General features: G+C 63.5%; 13 protein-coding genes. 5 read left to right on the top strand and 8 right to left on the bottom strand.

All coding sequences use genetic code 11. The features are described 5' to 3' along the window. Window positions 1–9: 9 nt before the first annotated feature. The gene (locus P9875_RS18430) at window positions 10–924 is read right to left on the bottom strand and encodes a lipase family alpha/beta hydrolase (RefSeq protein ID WP_035819631.1); all 915 of its coding nucleotides are present in this window, start codon (window positions 922–924) and stop codon (window positions 10–12) included. A 318-nt stretch (window positions 925–1242) separates the two neighbouring features. On the opposite strand from P9875_RS18430, the gene P9875_RS18425 reads away from it, so the two are divergent. Further along, window positions 1243–1941, top strand: coding sequence for a TetR/AcrR family transcriptional regulator (locus tag P9875_RS18425; RefSeq protein ID WP_099377493.1), 699 nt, complete (start codon window positions 1243–1245; stop codon window positions 1939–1941). A 62-nt stretch (window positions 1942–2003) separates the two neighbouring features. Here P9875_RS18425 and P9875_RS18420 read toward each other — a convergent pair whose 3' ends face one another. Beyond that, window positions 2004–4331 carry a penicillin-binding protein 1A gene (locus tag P9875_RS18420; RefSeq protein ID WP_278316204.1) on the bottom strand — a complete coding sequence of 776 codons (2328 nt, stop codon included), beginning with the start codon at window positions 4329–4331 and terminating at the stop codon, window positions 2004–2006. A 211-nt stretch (window positions 4332–4542) separates the two neighbouring features. On the opposite strand from P9875_RS18420, the gene P9875_RS18415 reads away from it, so the two are divergent. Beyond that, window positions 4543–6810, top strand: coding sequence for an OPT family oligopeptide transporter (locus tag P9875_RS18415; protein ID WP_278316203.1), 2268 nt, complete (start codon window positions 4543–4545; stop codon window positions 6808–6810). A 56-nt stretch (window positions 6811–6866) separates the two neighbouring features. Here the strand turns inward: P9875_RS18415 and P9875_RS18410 are convergent, their stop codons facing one another. Together P9875_RS18410 and P9875_RS18405 are read right to left on the bottom strand one after the other, a co-directional pair. Continuing rightward, complete coding sequence (locus P9875_RS18410; protein WP_278316202.1) at window positions 6867–7796, bottom strand: AAC(3) family N-acetyltransferase; 930 nt, start codon at window positions 7794–7796, stop codon at window positions 6867–6869. Next, entirely contained in the window at window positions 7789–8982 is a 1194-nt protein-coding gene (locus P9875_RS18405) for a hypothetical protein (protein ID WP_278316201.1), read from the bottom strand. The genes P9875_RS18410 and P9875_RS18405 overlap by 8 nt, the downstream gene beginning before the upstream one ends. A gap of 133 nt (window positions 8983–9115) precedes the next feature. Here P9875_RS18405 and P9875_RS18400 point away from each other — a divergent pair, with 133 nt between their 5' ends. Both P9875_RS18400 and P9875_RS18395 read left to right on the top strand, forming a co-directional pair. After that, the gene (locus P9875_RS18400; protein WP_035819625.1) at window positions 9116–9343 is read left to right on the top strand and encodes a hypothetical protein; all 228 of its coding nucleotides are present in this window, start codon (window positions 9116–9118) and stop codon (window positions 9341–9343) included. Between the two features lie 98 nt (window positions 9344–9441). Then, a complete protein-coding gene (locus tag P9875_RS18395; protein ID WP_278316200.1) occupies window positions 9442–9963 on the top strand; it encodes a GNAT family N-acetyltransferase in 522 nt (173 codons plus the stop codon). On the opposite strand, the gene P9875_RS18390 is transcribed toward P9875_RS18395, so the two are convergent. The 4 genes from P9875_RS18390 to P9875_RS18375 all read right to left on the bottom strand — a co-directional run bounded on the left by P9875_RS18390 (window position 9950) and on the right by P9875_RS18375 (window position 14381). Next, complete coding sequence (locus tag P9875_RS18390) at window positions 9950–10330, bottom strand: hypothetical protein (RefSeq protein WP_278316199.1); 381 nt, start codon at window positions 10328–10330, stop codon at window positions 9950–9952. The genes P9875_RS18395 and P9875_RS18390 overlap by 14 nt on opposite strands. A 14-nt stretch (window positions 10331–10344) precedes the next feature. Continuing rightward, a complete protein-coding gene (locus tag P9875_RS18385) occupies window positions 10345–12045 on the bottom strand; it encodes a hypothetical protein (protein ID WP_278316198.1) in 1701 nt (566 codons plus the stop codon). Between the two features lie 12 nt (window positions 12046–12057). Continuing rightward, window positions 12058–12744 carry a UPF0149 family protein gene (locus P9875_RS18380; protein ID WP_278316197.1) on the bottom strand — a complete coding sequence of 229 codons (687 nt, stop codon included), beginning with the start codon at window positions 12742–12744 and terminating at the stop codon, window positions 12058–12060. Window positions 12745–12875: 131 nt separating this feature from the next. Then, complete coding sequence (locus P9875_RS18375) at window positions 12876–14381, bottom strand: peptide MFS transporter (protein ID WP_035819614.1); 1506 nt, start codon at window positions 14379–14381, stop codon at window positions 12876–12878. Window positions 14382–14692: 311 nt separating this feature from the next. Between P9875_RS18375 and ppnN the strand changes: the two genes are divergently transcribed. Continuing rightward, window positions 14693–16063, top strand: coding sequence for a nucleotide 5'-monophosphate nucleosidase PpnN (gene ppnN, locus P9875_RS18370; RefSeq protein WP_035819612.1), 1371 nt, complete (start codon window positions 14693–14695; stop codon window positions 16061–16063). Window positions 16064–16190: the final 127 nt, after the last annotated feature.

Here is a 16190-nt window from a genome sequence, read left to right as displayed (position 1 = left end):
CGCTTCTCCTTACAGTCCCAGGCCTTGCAGGCGGTTCGCTTGCTGGCGGAAGACGGTGACGGGGCTCGTCTCGAACAGGTTGACGATGCCGACGAACTGATTGACTTCATCGAGGTGGTTCATGGCGTAGTCGTCGCGGATCACCTTGCCCAGGTGGCTGGAGCAGCTGCTGACCAGGCCATCGTTCTTGACGCCGCCGAAGGCCAGGCTGATGGCCGCCAGTGCCGGGTCGCCCACGTCGAGCACATTCGTGTACGGTTGCGCGCCGCTCCACGAAAAATAGTGCACGCCTTGCACCTGGTAGGCGCCTTCGCCGCAGGCTGAGGTGGGCACGCCTTGCGGGTGGCGGCTGTTGAAGGCGAGCGAGCCGGCCGTGGACAGCGACGCCAGCGAGGCGCCCGCGTTTTGCGGCAAGCCCTTGTTGCCCGACAAAATACCGATCAGCGAGGCGAGCGCATTGCCCAGCGCGTTGCTGGTGTTGGGAATGGCGCCGCTGAGGATATCGGCCACCTTGGAACCCTTGTTCACGCCGGCCACGCTGGTGACGGACGCCACCAGGTCGGGGCGCACGGAGGCGACATAGCGGGCCGTGGGGCCGCCGTGGCTATGGCCGATCAGATTGACCTTGGCCGCGCCCGTGGCGGCGAGGATTTGCCGCACCTGCGACAGCAGCTGCTCGCCGCGTACTTCCGTGCTATTGGCGCCCGACACGGTGGTCACATACACTTGCGCGCCGCCGCTGCGCAGGGCGGCGGGGACGCCATAAAAATATTCGACGGGACCGAGCTTGTCGAAGCCGAACAGGCCGTGCACGAGCACGATCGGATACTTGGTCTGCGTGTAGCCGGCGGCGCTGGCGCTGCCGGGCAGGATGGCGAGGGAAAACAGCAGGGTGGATAGCAATTGCCAAAAGCGAGTCTTCATTTTGTCTCCGTTATTTGAATAATATGGAAATGTCGATGCTGTAGCGGTGAACCGTGCACTCCTTACATTCTTGATGCATTAAAAATAGCGAGCGCTCGGTTTTTGAATGTAGCACCGCTCGATGTAAATTGCATTTGAATTGCATGATGCAGCGCAATAACTGTGGGAATTTGGCGTTGCTGATGTGCCCATTGCATAGTTGAAAAGTCAAATAGTTGTTTTCCTGAGCTATAATCGGCCCGGCATCCGCCGTCCCGCCGTCTTGCCATGCCGCGTACCTGCATGGCATGGATATCGCTCCTCCACCGTTACTTGGGAATGCACTTGTCGACCCATTTTAATTTTGAACAGTTTCAGCAGATGACGCCGTTAAATGGCGAAAACATCTGGGAATATATTCTTGACCGCCACGCGGAGCGCATCGGCGTCAAACGCCGCAAGCCGGCGCTGGAAAATCTTGAACGCATCTTCGTCGCCACCTTCCGCCTGGCCAATGACGTGGGCTTCCGCGCCATGAGCTTGCGCGATTTGTGCCGCGAGACCGGGCTGTCGATGGGCGGCCTGTATGGCTATATCACCAGCAAGGATCAACTGGCCGAAATGATCGAGGACGTGGTGCGCCACGCCACGCAAGCCTTGCCGCTGCTGTTTGCGGACGTGAAGTCGCCGCTGGACCGCCTGGAAGCGATGATACGCTCGTCGATCTACCTGTCCGAAGTGCTGCAGCCGTGGTTTTATTTTGTCTTCATGGATTCGCGCGTGCTGCAGGTGGAGCAGCGCAGCATGGCGAAAAATTCGGAACTGTATGTGCAGACCCTGATCGCCGCCACCATCGGGGAAATTGAACCGAAGCCGCAGGGCGATCCCACCTTGCTTGCCGCACACTGCCTGGCCCTGTTCCAGGACTGGTACGTGAAACGCTGGAAGTACCGTGCGGCGAAGGTCAATGTCGACGATTTTGCCGACAGCGTCGTCAGTACGGTGCGCGGGTATTTGAGCATGGTCAAGGCGGCGTAAAAACGCCGCCAACGGCGTCTTGTCGGGTTACGCCGTTCCGGCTAACCCGACCTACTGGTCCATCAGTTCGAGGTTTCCACCGGCACCGTCTCTGGCACGGCCGCCGGATCCGTCGGCGTTTCCACATCCATATCCAGCGTCTTGACGCCATTCATGTCGATGAATTCGTCGTACAGCCACTCGCCGTCGACCTGGCTCAGGCCCGCCGGCACGGCGCGCGTGATTTGCGGGCGCGCCGACAGGGCCGTGCGCATGTAGTCGATCCAGATCGGCATGGCCAGCGAGGAGCCGAATTCGCGCCCGCCCAGGGATTTGGGTTCGTCATAGCCCATCCACGCCACCGCCACGATGCCGCCGCCATAGCCGGCGAACCAGCCGTCGACGGCGTCGCTGGTGGTGCCCGTCTTGCCGGCGATGTCGCCGCGCCCCAGTTTTTTCGTCGCCGCCGCGCCCGTGCCGGTGCGCGTGACTTCGCGCAGCATGCTGTCCATCACGAAGGCGTTGCGCGGGTCCAGCGCCAGGGTCTTGTCATCGTTCGGCGCGGGCGGTTTGGTCTGCATCAGCACCGTGCCCTTGGCGTCGACGATGCGGTCGATCAGATACGGTTCCACCTGGTGGCCGCCGTTGGCGAACAGGGCGTAGGCACCCGCCATCTGCACGGGCGTGACGGAACCCGTGCCCAGCGCCATCGTCAGATTGCTGGGCTGGCGCGCCGGGTCGAAACCGAATTTTTCCATGAAGTCGTGCGTGTACGACACGCCCAGCGCGCGCAGGATGCGCACCGAGGCCACGTTCTTCGATTGCGCCAGCGCGTAGCGCATGGTGATCGGGCCGTCGAACTTGAAGTCGTCATTCTGCGGCGCCCACACCTTGCCGCCCGCCTGCATTTCCAGGGGCACGTCGTTGATCAGGGTGGCCGGCGAAAAGCCTTTTTCCAGCGCCGCCGAATACACGAAGGGCTTCATGGCCGAACCGGGCTGGCGCCAGGCTTGCGTGACGTGGTTGAACTTTTGCAGGTTGTAGTCGAAGCCGCCCACCATCGCGTGGTAGGCGCCCGTTTCCGCATCGAGCGAGACGAAGGCGGCGGCCACCAGCGGTACTTGCGTGATGGCCCAGTTGCCCTTGCCATCCTTGCTGATGCGGATCACGGCGCCCGGGCGCAGCTTGATGCCAGCGCTGGCCTTGGCGGACAGGGCAGGGGCGGCAAAGCGCAGGCCTTCGCCCGTGATGGCCTTGGCGTCGCCGTCGCCCGTGTCGGCCACCACCTTGCCGCTAACCACTTCCGTGACGACGGCGGCGATCAGGCCGTCGCTGTCCGGGCGTTTTTGCAGTGCAGCATCGATGGCGTCGTCGCGCTGCTCGGCGTCGAGCGGCATGTCGATGAAGGTTTCCGGGCCGCGGTAGCCGTGGCGCTGGTCGTAGGCGATGACGTTGCGGCGCGTCGAGGCGTAGGCCGCGTCCTGGTCCGCTTTCAGGATCGTCGTGTAGACGCTGATGCCCTTGGTGTAGCTGTCTTCCTTGTACTGGGCATACACGGCCTGGCGCGCCAGTTCGGCCACGTATTCGGCGTGCGTGTCGAAACCCTGCTTGCCGCGGGTATTGATATGCAGCGGCTGGGCCAGCGCTTGCTGGTACTGGCCTTCGCTGATGTAATCGAGTTCGCGCATGCGTTTCAAGACCAGTTGCTGGCGCGCGTGCGCCTTTTTCGGATTGCTGATCGGGTTATGCCGCGACGGGTTTTGCGGCAAGCCGGCCAGCATGGCCATTTCCGCGATCGACAGTTCATTCAGCGGTTTGCCGAAGTAGGTCTGCGCCGCGCTGCCGAAGCCGAACGAGCGCTGGCCCAGGTACATCTGGTTCATGTACAGCTCGAGAATCTGGTCTTTCGACAGGGCAGCCTCGATTTTCAGGGCCAGCATGATTTCATTGAGCTTGCGCGAGGCGACTTTTTCGCGCGTCAGGAAGAAGTTGCGCGCCACCTGCATGGTGATGGTGGAACCGCCGCCGTGGCCGAAGCCGTGGCGCAGGTTCGACAGCACGGCGCCGCCGGCGCGCACGAAGTCGATGCCGTGGTGTTCGTAGAAGCGGCCATCCTCGATGGCCAGCAAGGCCTTTTTCATCATTTCCGGCACTTGCGCGATCGGCACGAAGTCGCGGTGTTCTTCGCCGAATTCGCCGATCAGCACATTGTCGGCCGTGTACACGCGCAGCGGTATCTTCGGCTGGTAGTCGGTGATGACGTCCAGTTCGGGCAGGCGCGGGCGCACGTACAGGAACAGGTAGGCGGCCAGCAGCACGGCGGCGGCCAGCGCGGCGCAGCCGGCGATGATGAAGCCGCGCACGGTGGCGCGGCGGGAAGGCCAGGGGAATCCGGTTCGTTTGGCAGTCAAGGCAGTCTCACGTGAGCGTGCAAGGCACGGTGGCAGCGATTATAGACCAATGCGCCAGCGCCTCCCGTGCGGGCGGGGCGCCGGGCCAGGCGCCGGGACCGGGAGCAAAAAACCTTTTCATCGAAACGCGGCTGTGCGATAGTCTCGGCTTCAAGAAAATAGCCCGGGCGTCAATCCGGGCTGTTTATTTTTAAAAATTAAGGAAATATCCATGGCAAAAGATGCAACACCGAGCGTCGTGAAGCCCTATATCCCGGCCGATGCGAAGCTGCCCGAGATGACCTTCCGCGCGCTGTTCATGGGCGTCATCCTGGGGATGGTCTTTGGCGCCTCCTCGCTGTACCTGGTGCTGAAAGTGGGCCTGACCGTCAGCGCCTCGATTCCCGTCGCCGTGATCGCCATCACCCTGTTCGGCCTGGCCAAGAAGGTGGGCGGCAAGGATTCGTCGATCCTGGAAAACAGCATCACGCAAACGGCCGGTTCGGCCGGCGAATCGCTGGCCTTCGGCCTGGGCGTGACCATGCCCGCCATCCTGATCCTCGGCTTCGACCTGGAAATCTCGCGGGTCATGCTGGTCGGTATCCTCGGCGGCCTGCTGGGCATCCTGATGATGATCCCCATGCGCCGCACCATGATCGTCGACCAGCACAAGGAACTCAAATTCCCCGAAGGCACGGCCTGCGCCGAAGTACTCAAGGCGGCCGCCACGGAAGAATCGCGCATCGCCGCCGGCGAAAGCATTGAGAAAGACTCGGCTGCCGCGCTGGACGCCAAGCGCCGCGCGAAGATCATCTTCGGCGGCTTTGCCGTCGGCTTGCTGTATAAAGTCTTCAATATCTCGTTCAAGGGCTGGCGGGATACGCCGGGCGTGGAATTTGCCGCGCCGCTGAAGGGCGGCTCCATCGGCGCCGAGATTTCCCCTGAATTGCTGGGCGTGGGCTACATCATCGGCCCGCGCATCGCCGCCACCATGGCGGCCGGCGGCGTGCTGTCGTATCTGCTCTTGATCCCGATGATCAAGTTCTTCGGCGACAGCCTGACCACCGTGCTCTCGCCGGGCACCAAGTTGATCAGCGAAATGGGCGCGGACGACGTGCGCAGCGCCTACGTGCTGTATATCGGCGCGGGCGCCGTGGCCGCCGGCGGCCTGATTTCGCTGGTGCGCGCCATGCCCATGATCTGGCGCAGCCTGTCGGCCGGCCTGAAAGGCATCGGCAAGGGCGTCAAGAGCAATTCCACCCTGCGCACGGACCAGGATATCCCACTGAAATGGGTCATCATCGGCTGCCTGTCCATCATCGCCGTGATCACCTTCGCCACGCCGCTGCACATGAACTTCCTCGGCGCGCTGCTGATCCTCGTCTTCGGCTTTTTGTTCGCCACCGTGTCGTCGCGCCTGACGGGCGAAATCGGCTCGTCGTCGAACCCGATTTCCGGCATGGCCGTGGCCACCTTGCTGTTCACTTGCCTGATCTTCCTGATCATGGGCTGGACGGGCGGGCGTTACTATGTGACTGCCCTGTCGGTGGGCGCCATCGTGTGCATCGCCGCCAGCAATGCGGGCACCACCTCGCAAGACTTGAAAACCGGCTACCTGGTGGGCGCCACGCCGCGCCTGCAGCAGTACGCGATTCTGGCGGGTGCCTTGTCGTCGGCGCTGATCCTCGGTCCGATTCTGTTGAAACTGAATGAAGCGAGCACCGTCTACGTGCCGGCCGCGCAAGTGGCGCCTGGCCTGACGGTCGATGCGTCGAAGCTGACGGTGACGGGCGAACTGCATGGCCCGCAAGCCGATACGGACCACAATACGTATAAAGTCTGGCAAAAGACGGACACCGTGGGCGGCCCGGCCGGCAAGTATTTCGTTAAGGAAGATGGCCAGCTGGCTTACCTGGTCGATCCGGGCATCAATGGCCATTACAGCAAGCGTCCGGACGGCTCGGAAGTGAAGAAATACGATGCGCCGAAGGCCGTGCTGATGTCCTACATCATCAAGGGCATCCTCGACCAGCAGCTGCCGTGGACCCTGGTGCTGTTCGGCGTGATGATCGCCGTGGTGCTGGAAATGGCTGGCATTCCGTCGCTGGCGTTTTCCGTGGGCGTGTACCTGCCGCTGTCGTCGACCTTGCCGATTTTCGTCGGCGGCCTGGTGCGCTGGCTGGCGGACCGCCGCAACAACAAGCTGGAACACAATGCAAAGCTGAACGAGGAAGAGCGCCAGCTGGCGGGCGACCGCAGCTCGGGCGTGCTGCTCGCTTCCGGCTACATCGCCGGCGGCGCGCTGGCCGGCATCATCATTGCGATTACGGCCGGCGTGCTGACGCACTTCGACCAGATGATGGCCGACTGGGCCGAGCATGGCAATCCGTTCTATGCGGGCCTGCATTCGGATGCGCTGTCGCTGCTGCCATATGCCGTCATCATCGTGCTGCTGTATATCGTCGCAAGAGAGAAGAAGGCGGACCGCCCGCAGGCTTGATGTTGTAGCCAACCCAAGTAAAACCGCCCGGTGTCATGACGATCCGGGCGGTTTTTTCATGCGCGTCCGATGGGCCGGGCCGCCAGCTGCGCCGCGCTCGCGTAGATCGTCACGTGTTCGGACGCCAGCCGGTGCAGGTGCGCATAAAACGCCTGCGCGGGAATGCACCACGACGCCGCATCGCCAACTTGCCCGTTGACGCGCAGGCCGGCGGCGTCGAACTCGCGCGCAAAATAATCGCGCAAGTCATTCCGGCTTGCATGGTCGATGCGGCGCTGGGCGACTGCCTGGTCGAACGGGCGCACGGGCACGTCCCAGCGCCGGCCGGCGTGGTCCAGGCAAGCCAGCAGCTTTACATCGTCTTCCCAGACGGGCACGGGAAAGGCGTCGCCCATGGCGTCTTCCAGCGCGTGGTAGAACGTCACCGGCCCCATGGAAATGCCCAGGCCCAGCACCTTCGCCTGCTCGCAGGCGATGAAGCGCTGCCAGGGCGAGCCCATGCCGAAGATCGAGGGCGCGCGGTGGTGCGCCTCGGTCAGATCGGCGGCATGGCGGCCCCACGCGGACACGGAGTGTGTCGGGTGGATGCTGCGATGGATCGCATCACTGGCCAGGAAGGCTTCCGGCAGCCGGCCCATGTGCGTGCCATGGCGGCGCGGGTCGAACACATAGTCCGGCATGGCGCAGGTGGCGCGCACGGAGCCGCCGGGCAGATAGTAGGTGGGCAGCAGCAGGGTGCCTTGCGGGCCGACGGCGTCCTGCAGGGCACTTATCACGGCCACTGCGCCGCCTTCGACATAGCCCAGGCTTTTCAGCGAGGAATGCACGAACAGCGTATCGCCTGGCGCCACGCCGAGCCGCGCCAGGCCGGACGCCAGCGTGGCGCGCGTCACGTGGGGCCTGCTCTGGCGCACGTGACTGGCGCTGGCGGCGCGGCGCCACGCTTCCAGCGCGGCCCTGGCGGCGCGTTTGGCCCGTTCAAGCATCGCCGATTTCCAGTTCCAGCAGGTTCGCATCGATGCAGAACTTGGCGGCCCAGTTCAGGTAAGCCCAGGTGCCGTAATCGCCATCGACGGGAAACGAACCCTTGACGCCGCCGCGCGCGTGCAAGGGGCCGTCGATGCTGACGCAGCGCCGCACGTAACTATTCAGGCGGCGTCCCGCATCGAGGTAGCGCCGCTCGCCCGTGAGCTGGTACAGCAGGAACAGACAATGCGCGTTTTGCGCGGAGCCCGTGAGGCAGGCGTAGCAGGCCCCAGGCTGGAAGTCCGGACCGAGGCGGCCCGCCAGGTAGCCGTCGGCCGCCACGGCCCTGGCGATGCTCGTGCCGGTGCGCGCGGCGGCGTCCAGCAGGTCGGCGCGCGCCGAAAAACGGTGCGCTTCGAGCAGGCCGCGCAAGGCATAGCCGATGGTATGGGTCAGGGGCAGGAGCGGATTGTCGAGGCAGTTCGAAGCGAACCAGCCATTGAGACGCTGTTTGCTCAGTGCCCAGTCGACCTGGCGCAGGCCGGCCGCGCCATAGCCGTGTCCCGGCGCGATGCGGTCCGCTTCGAACAGGCCCCACGCCACATGCGTTTCGTAGGCCTTGTCGCCCGCGCTGGCGAACGGCGTCGGATGCCTGCGCCAGCAGCCGTCGGCATCCTGGCTGTCGCGCAGCCAGCTTGCCGCGCGCTGCATGGCGTCCCGGTAGGCTTCGCCGTATGCTGCCACGCCGGCGGCCAGGCCAAGCAGGATCTGACCCGTGTTGAAGGTGACGGGCACGCGCGGGGTGGAGTCGATCTTCCCGCCCTGGAAGCCGCCTTGCGGGAACTGGATGGCCACGCACCAATCGAGCATGCGGCGCGCCCGCCCGTGCAGGGCCTCATCTTCACCATGATCGCCCGTGCGCCGCGCCACGGCGATCATGGTGGGGATGATGTAGCCGGTGGTCTCCGGGTAGGAGCTCGACCAGCCCGTCAGCAAATTGTAATCGCGCGCGACGCCGCCGTCGTTTGAGCTGGAATGATCCTGCGCCGCGCACAGCCAGGCCGTGCAGGCCTTGACGACGGCTTGCGGGCCGGGGTCGAAGGCGGGCAGGCCGCGCCGGTCCGACAGTCGCTCCATGCGCGCCGCCGCAGGCAGGCCCGCCTGCGGCGCCAGTGTGTTGCGGATCTTCGTGAGCAAGGTGCGCATGGCATTCCATTTGGTGATTGGCTCAGGCCACTCTAGCGCCGGCAGCCGGCACGGCTATTGACTTGCCGCAAGGATTCGCTGCCGCCGGAATTGACGCATAATGGCTACTTCACCGTCGTCGACGAGGCCCGCCATGAACAATGTCACGCTTGAGTATTCGGTCGTCACCAATCCCGACTCCTTTGTCGGCTTCAAGTATTACGTCAAGGCGGGGCAGGCATTCGATGCCGACGATTTCGCCTATTCCTACAAGCTGAACCGGTCCGACCTGGACCCCGACAGCGTGCTGGCCACGCGCGAGGCGGCGGCGAATCTGCAGCCGGGCGAGTGGCTGACGGTGTCGCATTCGATTGCGGCGTAGCGCTATGGCTGCGCGTTTCCACTTTAACTTTACCGGCCCGCCAGGGATCTATGCATCTGACTCTTTCAGCATTTCCTGATATTTCCATTGTTCCAACCTTGCCTGAACACGCGCAAGCGCTGGCCACCCTGGTGGCGCAAAACCGTGAGCACCTGCAAGCTTATTTGCCCGCCGTGGTGCAGCTGGACTCCTTCGGCGAGGCGCAGGCCTATCTGCAGGCCGCTTGCGCGCGCGCAGCCAGCGGTGACGTCCTGGAGTGGCATGTTTTCTCCGCTACGGCCTTGTGCGGCAGCATCCGCCTGAAAGACATCGACGCAGCGGAGCGCAATGCCCGGATCGGTTATTACCTCGGAAGCCAGTTCCAGGGCCGGGGCATCGCCAGCGCCGCGGTACGCGCCGTCCTCGCGCATGCGTTTGGCGCGCTGCAGTTGCACCGCATCGAATTACAGTGCGCGGCCGGCAATCACGCCAGCATGGCGCTGGCCGAGCGGCTGGGGTTTGCGCACGAGGGCGTGCTGCGGCAAGGGGAGCTGTTAAATGGCGTGTTTGTCGACCTGCACGTCTTTGGTTTGCTGCAGCCCGATTTTGTGCCGGAGGGTGTGGCCTTTAGCCCGGCATGAACCACGCCCGCAGTGCATCCTCGGCCCGATGCGCCGTTGCCTGCGTCAAGGTCAGCACGATGATCTTTTCCTGCGCCGGGCGATGTCCATCGCCGTCGGCCAGTTCGATGGCTTGCTCGAAACTCGTGTAGTCGTGGCCGAATTCATGCGGGCATTGCTGCACGATGCGCGCCGCCTTGCCGGCGTTCCTGTCCGCCAGGTTGATGATGGGATTGCCGTCATAAAACGGCTGGCCATTGGCAAACGCGGTGCGCAGATACGGCGCGCACTGGCCGTCGAGGAAGGCCAGGCGTGCCTGCCAGTAGGCCTCGGCCGCCGCATACACGGCATGGTCCTCAAGAAAATCGGCAAACAGGATATCGCTCATGGTGTTCTTTCCGGCTAGATGCCGAATATTTTTAAAATCGCGTCAGTAAACCCTTCGAACCAGCTGCCCACCTTGCCCGGATGCTTGCCGTGGCGCGGGGTTTCCTCGTACAGATAGACGCCGTTGTCGCCATCGAAGCGGTCGTTGAGCAGCGCCTGCTGGCCGCGCAGGTAGGGGATGAAGGTTTCGCTGCGCAGGGTCGAATACAGCACGTCGGTGGTAAAACCCAGGGTGGCGGACTGGCTGATGGAGCGCCCCTGGCCGGCCCGTTCCAGGCGCACGCCGCGGCAGCCGCGCACGATCAGGGTGACGGGGCCGCGAAAAACGATGAAGCGCAGCTGCAAGGTAAGCCAGGCATGCAGGCTGCCCAGGCGCCAGTGGCTGCTGATTGCCAAAGGCTGGTCCGCATCGCAGATCAGGCCGACGAGGCCCCGTGGCTGGAACACGAGGGCGCTGCCGGCCGGCAGGTGGACGATGGCCACTTCCAGCAGCGGATCGTCGCTGGCCGATATCGTCACGGATGCTGGCTCGCTGCTTTCCAGCCGCGTCAGCGCCACCATGCCGGCGGCCAGGCTGGTGAACGGAAAGCGCCAGTCCAGCAGCCACTGCGTGCGTTTATGTGTACTGACGGGCGACGATTGCAGGTATTCGGGATGGATCAGCATCCGCTGGCCAGGCTGCAGCAGCAAGCCCTGCGAAACGGCGGAAATGCGCGACTCACCCTGCGGCGGCAGGGGCAGGCTGGCGGCGTTGAGCTGCAATGTGCGCGCGATCGACAGCGGTGGCAAACGCGCAGCAACGGGTGCCAGCACGAAGTAAAAGAAGGCCTTGATGGCCACGGGCAGCAACATGGCCGACAAGACCAGCAGGGCGGCCGTGGGCGCCACGTCCATGACGGGAGCGCGCCAGCGGGCGATCCAGTTGCGCGCCAGCTGTCCTTCGCCGGCCGTAATCGCCGCCTGCACGGGCGCCAGCGCGCCGGCCAAGGCTTGCTCGTCGATGGTAAATGGGGCGGGGCGGGCGGAGTGCGTGGCGCTAGTGCGGGCGCGCTGCGTTGTCCAGGCTTCATACGCTTGCAGGTTGATATCGCGCAAGCGCTGGCCCTGCGCTTCGAGTTGCGACAGCTGCGCATAGGCGTCGCTGCCGGGCAGGCGGGCCGCCAGCGGGTGCTGCGCTTCCAGTTGCCGGCGCTGGCGCAGATTATTTTGCAGTGCCGCATACGCGCGCACGTGGTCCGCGTGCAGGCGCGCCAGCGTCTGACGTGCATCTGCGCCGCTGACCGCCGCCTGCAGCGCGGTCAGATAACGGGCTTCCTGTATCAGTACTTCGATCTCCACACGGCGCGCCGCTTCGTCTTGCGCGTGCAGGGCCAGGGTGTTCGTGTCGGGCAGGGGGAGGGTGAACAGCGAGGGCTGCTGCCGCGCGCGCAAAGTGGTCAATTGCGCCTGCACTTGCGCCAGGCGCGCGGCGATGGCCGTGTGCGAGGCCGTTTGCAGGGCGTTGACCCGCGCCGTGGCGGCACCTGCCAGGCCGGCGCCATGACGATCGGCGCCGTTGGCGGCCAGCCTCAGCGCGACGACGGCCTCGCTGCCGGCGCTGTAGGCGCGCCATTCGGCCAGCAGCAGGCGTCCGGCCAGCAGGATGAGGATGAACAGGGCGAACTGCAGCGCGTGGCGCAGCAGGAAGCGCAGGATGGCCGTCAGCAGCTGGCGCAAGGAGGAATCGCCTTAGGTGGCCGCGCTATCGGCGTCGGCACAGCATTTCTTGTACTTCTTGCCGCTGCCGCAGTGGCACGGGTCGTTGCGGCCCGTCTTCGGCAGTTCGCGCAAGACCGTGGCGCCGGGCTGGCTGTGTGCCTGGCTTTTCAGGTGGCGCTGGCGCGCCCAGGCCGCGTTGATGGCGATCACGGAAGGAATCACGCCATCCATGGCTGTTTCAGCGGCATCGTCATCGAGTTCGCCGGCCGTGGCCAGGTGCTGGAACGGCGCCAGGTATTGCGGGTGGCTGACGGCCAGGGCGGCCCATTGGGGCTTGTCCAGGCTCGTGCCAAGCACAAAACCGGTGCACCAGGCGGGCACGCTCCATTCCGGGCCGCACACATAGATGGGCTCGAAGCTGTCCGGGTCCTTTGCCAGCCATTCGACCATATAGGCGTGGTGGCGCTGCGCCAGGCTGGCCGCCCGTTCGCTGGCCTCATCCTGTGCTGGCGAGGCGCTGCCGGTCGCCTTGTCCCACACCCACGGCAGCCACTGTTCTGGCGCGATCTGTTTCGGACTCAGGGCGACGGCCGTGAGAAAACCTTCCAGCATCGACACGTCCATGGCACGGCCGGCCAGGGCAGGCGCGGCCAGCAGGGTGTCGAGTTCGGCGTATTCGTCGTCGGAGAGGGGCGTGGTGGTGGAGATGCTGGACATAATATTCTTTGGTGATGTGAGTGGAGTGGCCGGTGGCCCTGGCCGTATTGTACCGCCCGGCAAGGGGAAAACCGGCGCTGGAATGAAAAACGGCGGCCCGCAGGCCGCCGTTGTCAGCTAAGGCAGAACGCTTACTTCACGCCATGCATCAGTTTGTTGATCAGCGGTGCGATCAGGAACAGGATCACGCCGGCGCCCAGCAGGGACCAGAAGCCGAAGGTGTAGCCGGACAGGGCCGACTGCACCGACATGCCGCTGGTGCCGCTGACGTGGCTGGCGAAGATGCCCGACAGGTTGTTGCCGATACCAGTCGACAGGAACCAGCCGCCCATGCCCAGGCCGACCAGGCGCACTGGCGCCAGCTTGGTGACCATCGACAGGCCGATAGGCGACAGGCACAGCTCGCCGATCGATTGCAGCACGTAGACGGTGGTCAGGGTCCAGAACGGGATCTTGTTGTCGGCGCCAACCAGGCTCGACAGAGCGAAGATCAGCAAACCGAAGGCCAATGCGTTCCCCAGCAAGCCCAGGCCGAATTTGCGCGGGATCGACGGATTGACGTTGTGGCGCGCCAGGAAGACCCAGATGGCGGCAATGATCGGCGCGAAGACGATGATGGCGACCGAATTGACGGTCTGGAAGTAGGCGGTCGGGAAGATCCAGAAGCCCAGGTCGCGGTTGACGATCTTGTCAGCCAGGAAGGTAAACGAGCTGCCTGCCTGCTCGAAGAACATCCAGAACAGGATGTTGAAGACAAAGATCAGCAGCATGGCGATGACGCGGTCACGCGCCACTTTGCCGTTGCGTATGCCTTCGAACATCAGCATCACGGCCAGGCCGACGAACAGCACGGTCAGGACGATTTGCAGCTTTTCAGCGCCGACGGTCAAGAGGAAGTACATCAGCGGGATCACGCACAGGGAGCCGACGGCCACCCAGACTACGCGCATCGGGTTGCCGGAACCGGCTTCCGGAGCGCCGATGCCTTTGAGGGCGCGGCGGCCGATGGCGAACCATACCAGGCTGATCAGCATGCCGAAACCGGACGCCATGAAGACCATCTTGTACGACGGCATGGCGCTGGTGCCGAAGATCGACTCGGCCAGCCACTGGGTGAAGACAGGGGCAACCATGGCGCCCATGTTGATACCCATGTAGAAGATCGTGAAGCCACTGTCGCGGCGCGGATCGGCGGTCGTGTACAGCTTGCCGACCATGGTCGAGATGTTCGGCTTGAACATGCCGTTACCGACGATCATGGTGGCCAGGCCCAGGTTGAAGATGTCCTGGTTCGGTACCGAGATGCAGAACAGGCCGGCAGCCATGAAGACGGCGCCCAGCAAGATCGAGCGCTGGTAACCGATGACCCGGTCGGCGATGTAGCCGCCGAACAAGGCGCCGGCGTACACCAGCGCGAGGAAGGAACCATAGGTAAGGTTGGCCGCTGCCTGTCCCGAACCGTCGCCAGCGTGGAACTGGGCCACGATGTACAGTACCAGCGCCCAGCGAACTCCGTAGAACGCGAAGCGTTCCCAGAATTCAGTCATGAACAACATCCACAATGGGCTTGGATGGCCCATAATCTGCTTGAACTCGGGAATAACGGCTTCCTTGTTGGGCGTAGTCGCACCGCTCATGCGGTTCCTCCTGAAAAATTATTATAGTCAATCGATACAACGAACTTATGGAAGCCTGCGGGCGGCGGGGACTCTCATGAAGAACCTCACGCACGGGAATTCCAATAGGCTGGCATTCTAATCTACAAATTGCGCTGAGCGAAGATTTCGATTCGCATTAGCAAGAATGACTGTTTCATATTGTTCAAACCGGTTTGCAGGCAAGGGCGGCACCGGCGATTTTGCGGCGGCACAGCACAACTTGCCTGACTTGTCGTATATTAAGGCTGCATGACCTTCGAGCATCGATTTTTAAAGGGATTTTTCGCATTATGGAACACGACGTTATCGATACTCTGGTTTCACCGGAAGGCCGCCTGGACGTGCTCTCCAAGACTGAAGTCAACAAACTGCTCGACACCAGCCAGGGTGGCCTGTACAACACTTTCCGCCGCTGCGCGCTGGCGGTCCTGAATTGCGGCAGCACCATCGACGATGGCCGCGCCCTGCTTGAGCGCTACCAGTCGTTTGAAATTTCCATCATCCAGCGCGAGCGCGGCATCAAGCTCGACATCAAGGGCGCGCCAGCCATCGCCTTTGTCGACGGCAAGATGATCAAGGGCATCCACGAGCACCTGTTCGCCGTGCTGCGCGACATCATCTTCGTCAGCGATGAAGTGACGGGCAACCCGAAATTCGACTTGCAGAGCACGGAAGGCGTGACGGACGCCGTCTTCCACATCCTGCGCAACGCCAACGTGCTGCAAACCCAGCTCAACCCGAACCTGGTCGTGTGCTGGGGCGGCCACTCGATCAACCGCGCCGAATACAATTATTCGAAGGAAGTGGGCTACCAGCTGGGCTTGCGCGGCCTCGACATCTGCACCGGCTGCGGCCCCGGCGCCATGAAGGGCCCCATGAAGGGCGCCACCATCGGCCACGCCAAGCAGCGTTTGCACAATGGCCGCTATCTCGGCATCACCGAGCCGGGCATCATCGCGGCCGAGTCGCCGAACCCTATCGTCAATGACCTGGTCATCATGCCGGACATCGAAAAGCGCCTGGAAGCGTTCGTGCGCGCCGGCCACGGCATCGTTGTGTTCCCTGGCGGCGCGGGCACGGCCGAAGAGATTTTGTATATTCTCGGCATCCTGCTGCACCCGGACAACGCGGAAATTCCCTTCCCGCTGATCTTCACGGGGCCGGAGACCTCCCGCGAGTATTTCGTGCAGATCAACCAGTTCATCCACGACACCCTGGGCCCGGAAGCACAGCAGCGTTATAAAATCATCATCGACGACCCGGAACTGGTGGCGCGCGAGATGCTCGAAGGCATCCGCCAGGTGCGCGAATTCCGCAAGGCGCACAGCGACGCGTATTACTTCAATTGGCTCTTGAAGATCGACCATGAGTTTCAGAAGCCGTTCCACCCCACGCATGAAAACATGCGCAACCTGAGCCTGCACAAGAACCAGCCCACGCACTTGCTGGCGGCCCAGTTGCGCCGCGCGTTTTCCGGCGTGGTGGCGGGTAACGTCAAGGATGACGGCATCCGCTCGATCGAAGAGCACGGCAACTTCGAGATCCACGGCGACAAATCCATCGCCGGCCCCATGGATGCGTTGCTCGCTTCCTTCGTGGCGCAGCACCGCATGAAACTGGCGGGTACGGCATACGTGCCTTGCTACACCGTCGTCCAGTAATTTTTTAGTCAGCGCCGCCCGCCCTCGGCATTTGCCGGGGGCGGGCGGCGTTTTTTCATTCATGCCCCCATCATGTTCCTTCGCCGCCACAGGCAATCAAATCGCTTGCGTCATCGATTCGTGGGTG

Source organism: Janthinobacterium rivuli (assembly GCF_029690045.1).
Classification (GTDB): domain Bacteria; phylum Pseudomonadota; class Gammaproteobacteria; order Burkholderiales; family Burkholderiaceae_D; genus Janthinobacterium; species Janthinobacterium rivuli.
This window is presented reverse-complemented; position numbering and strand designations above follow the sequence as displayed.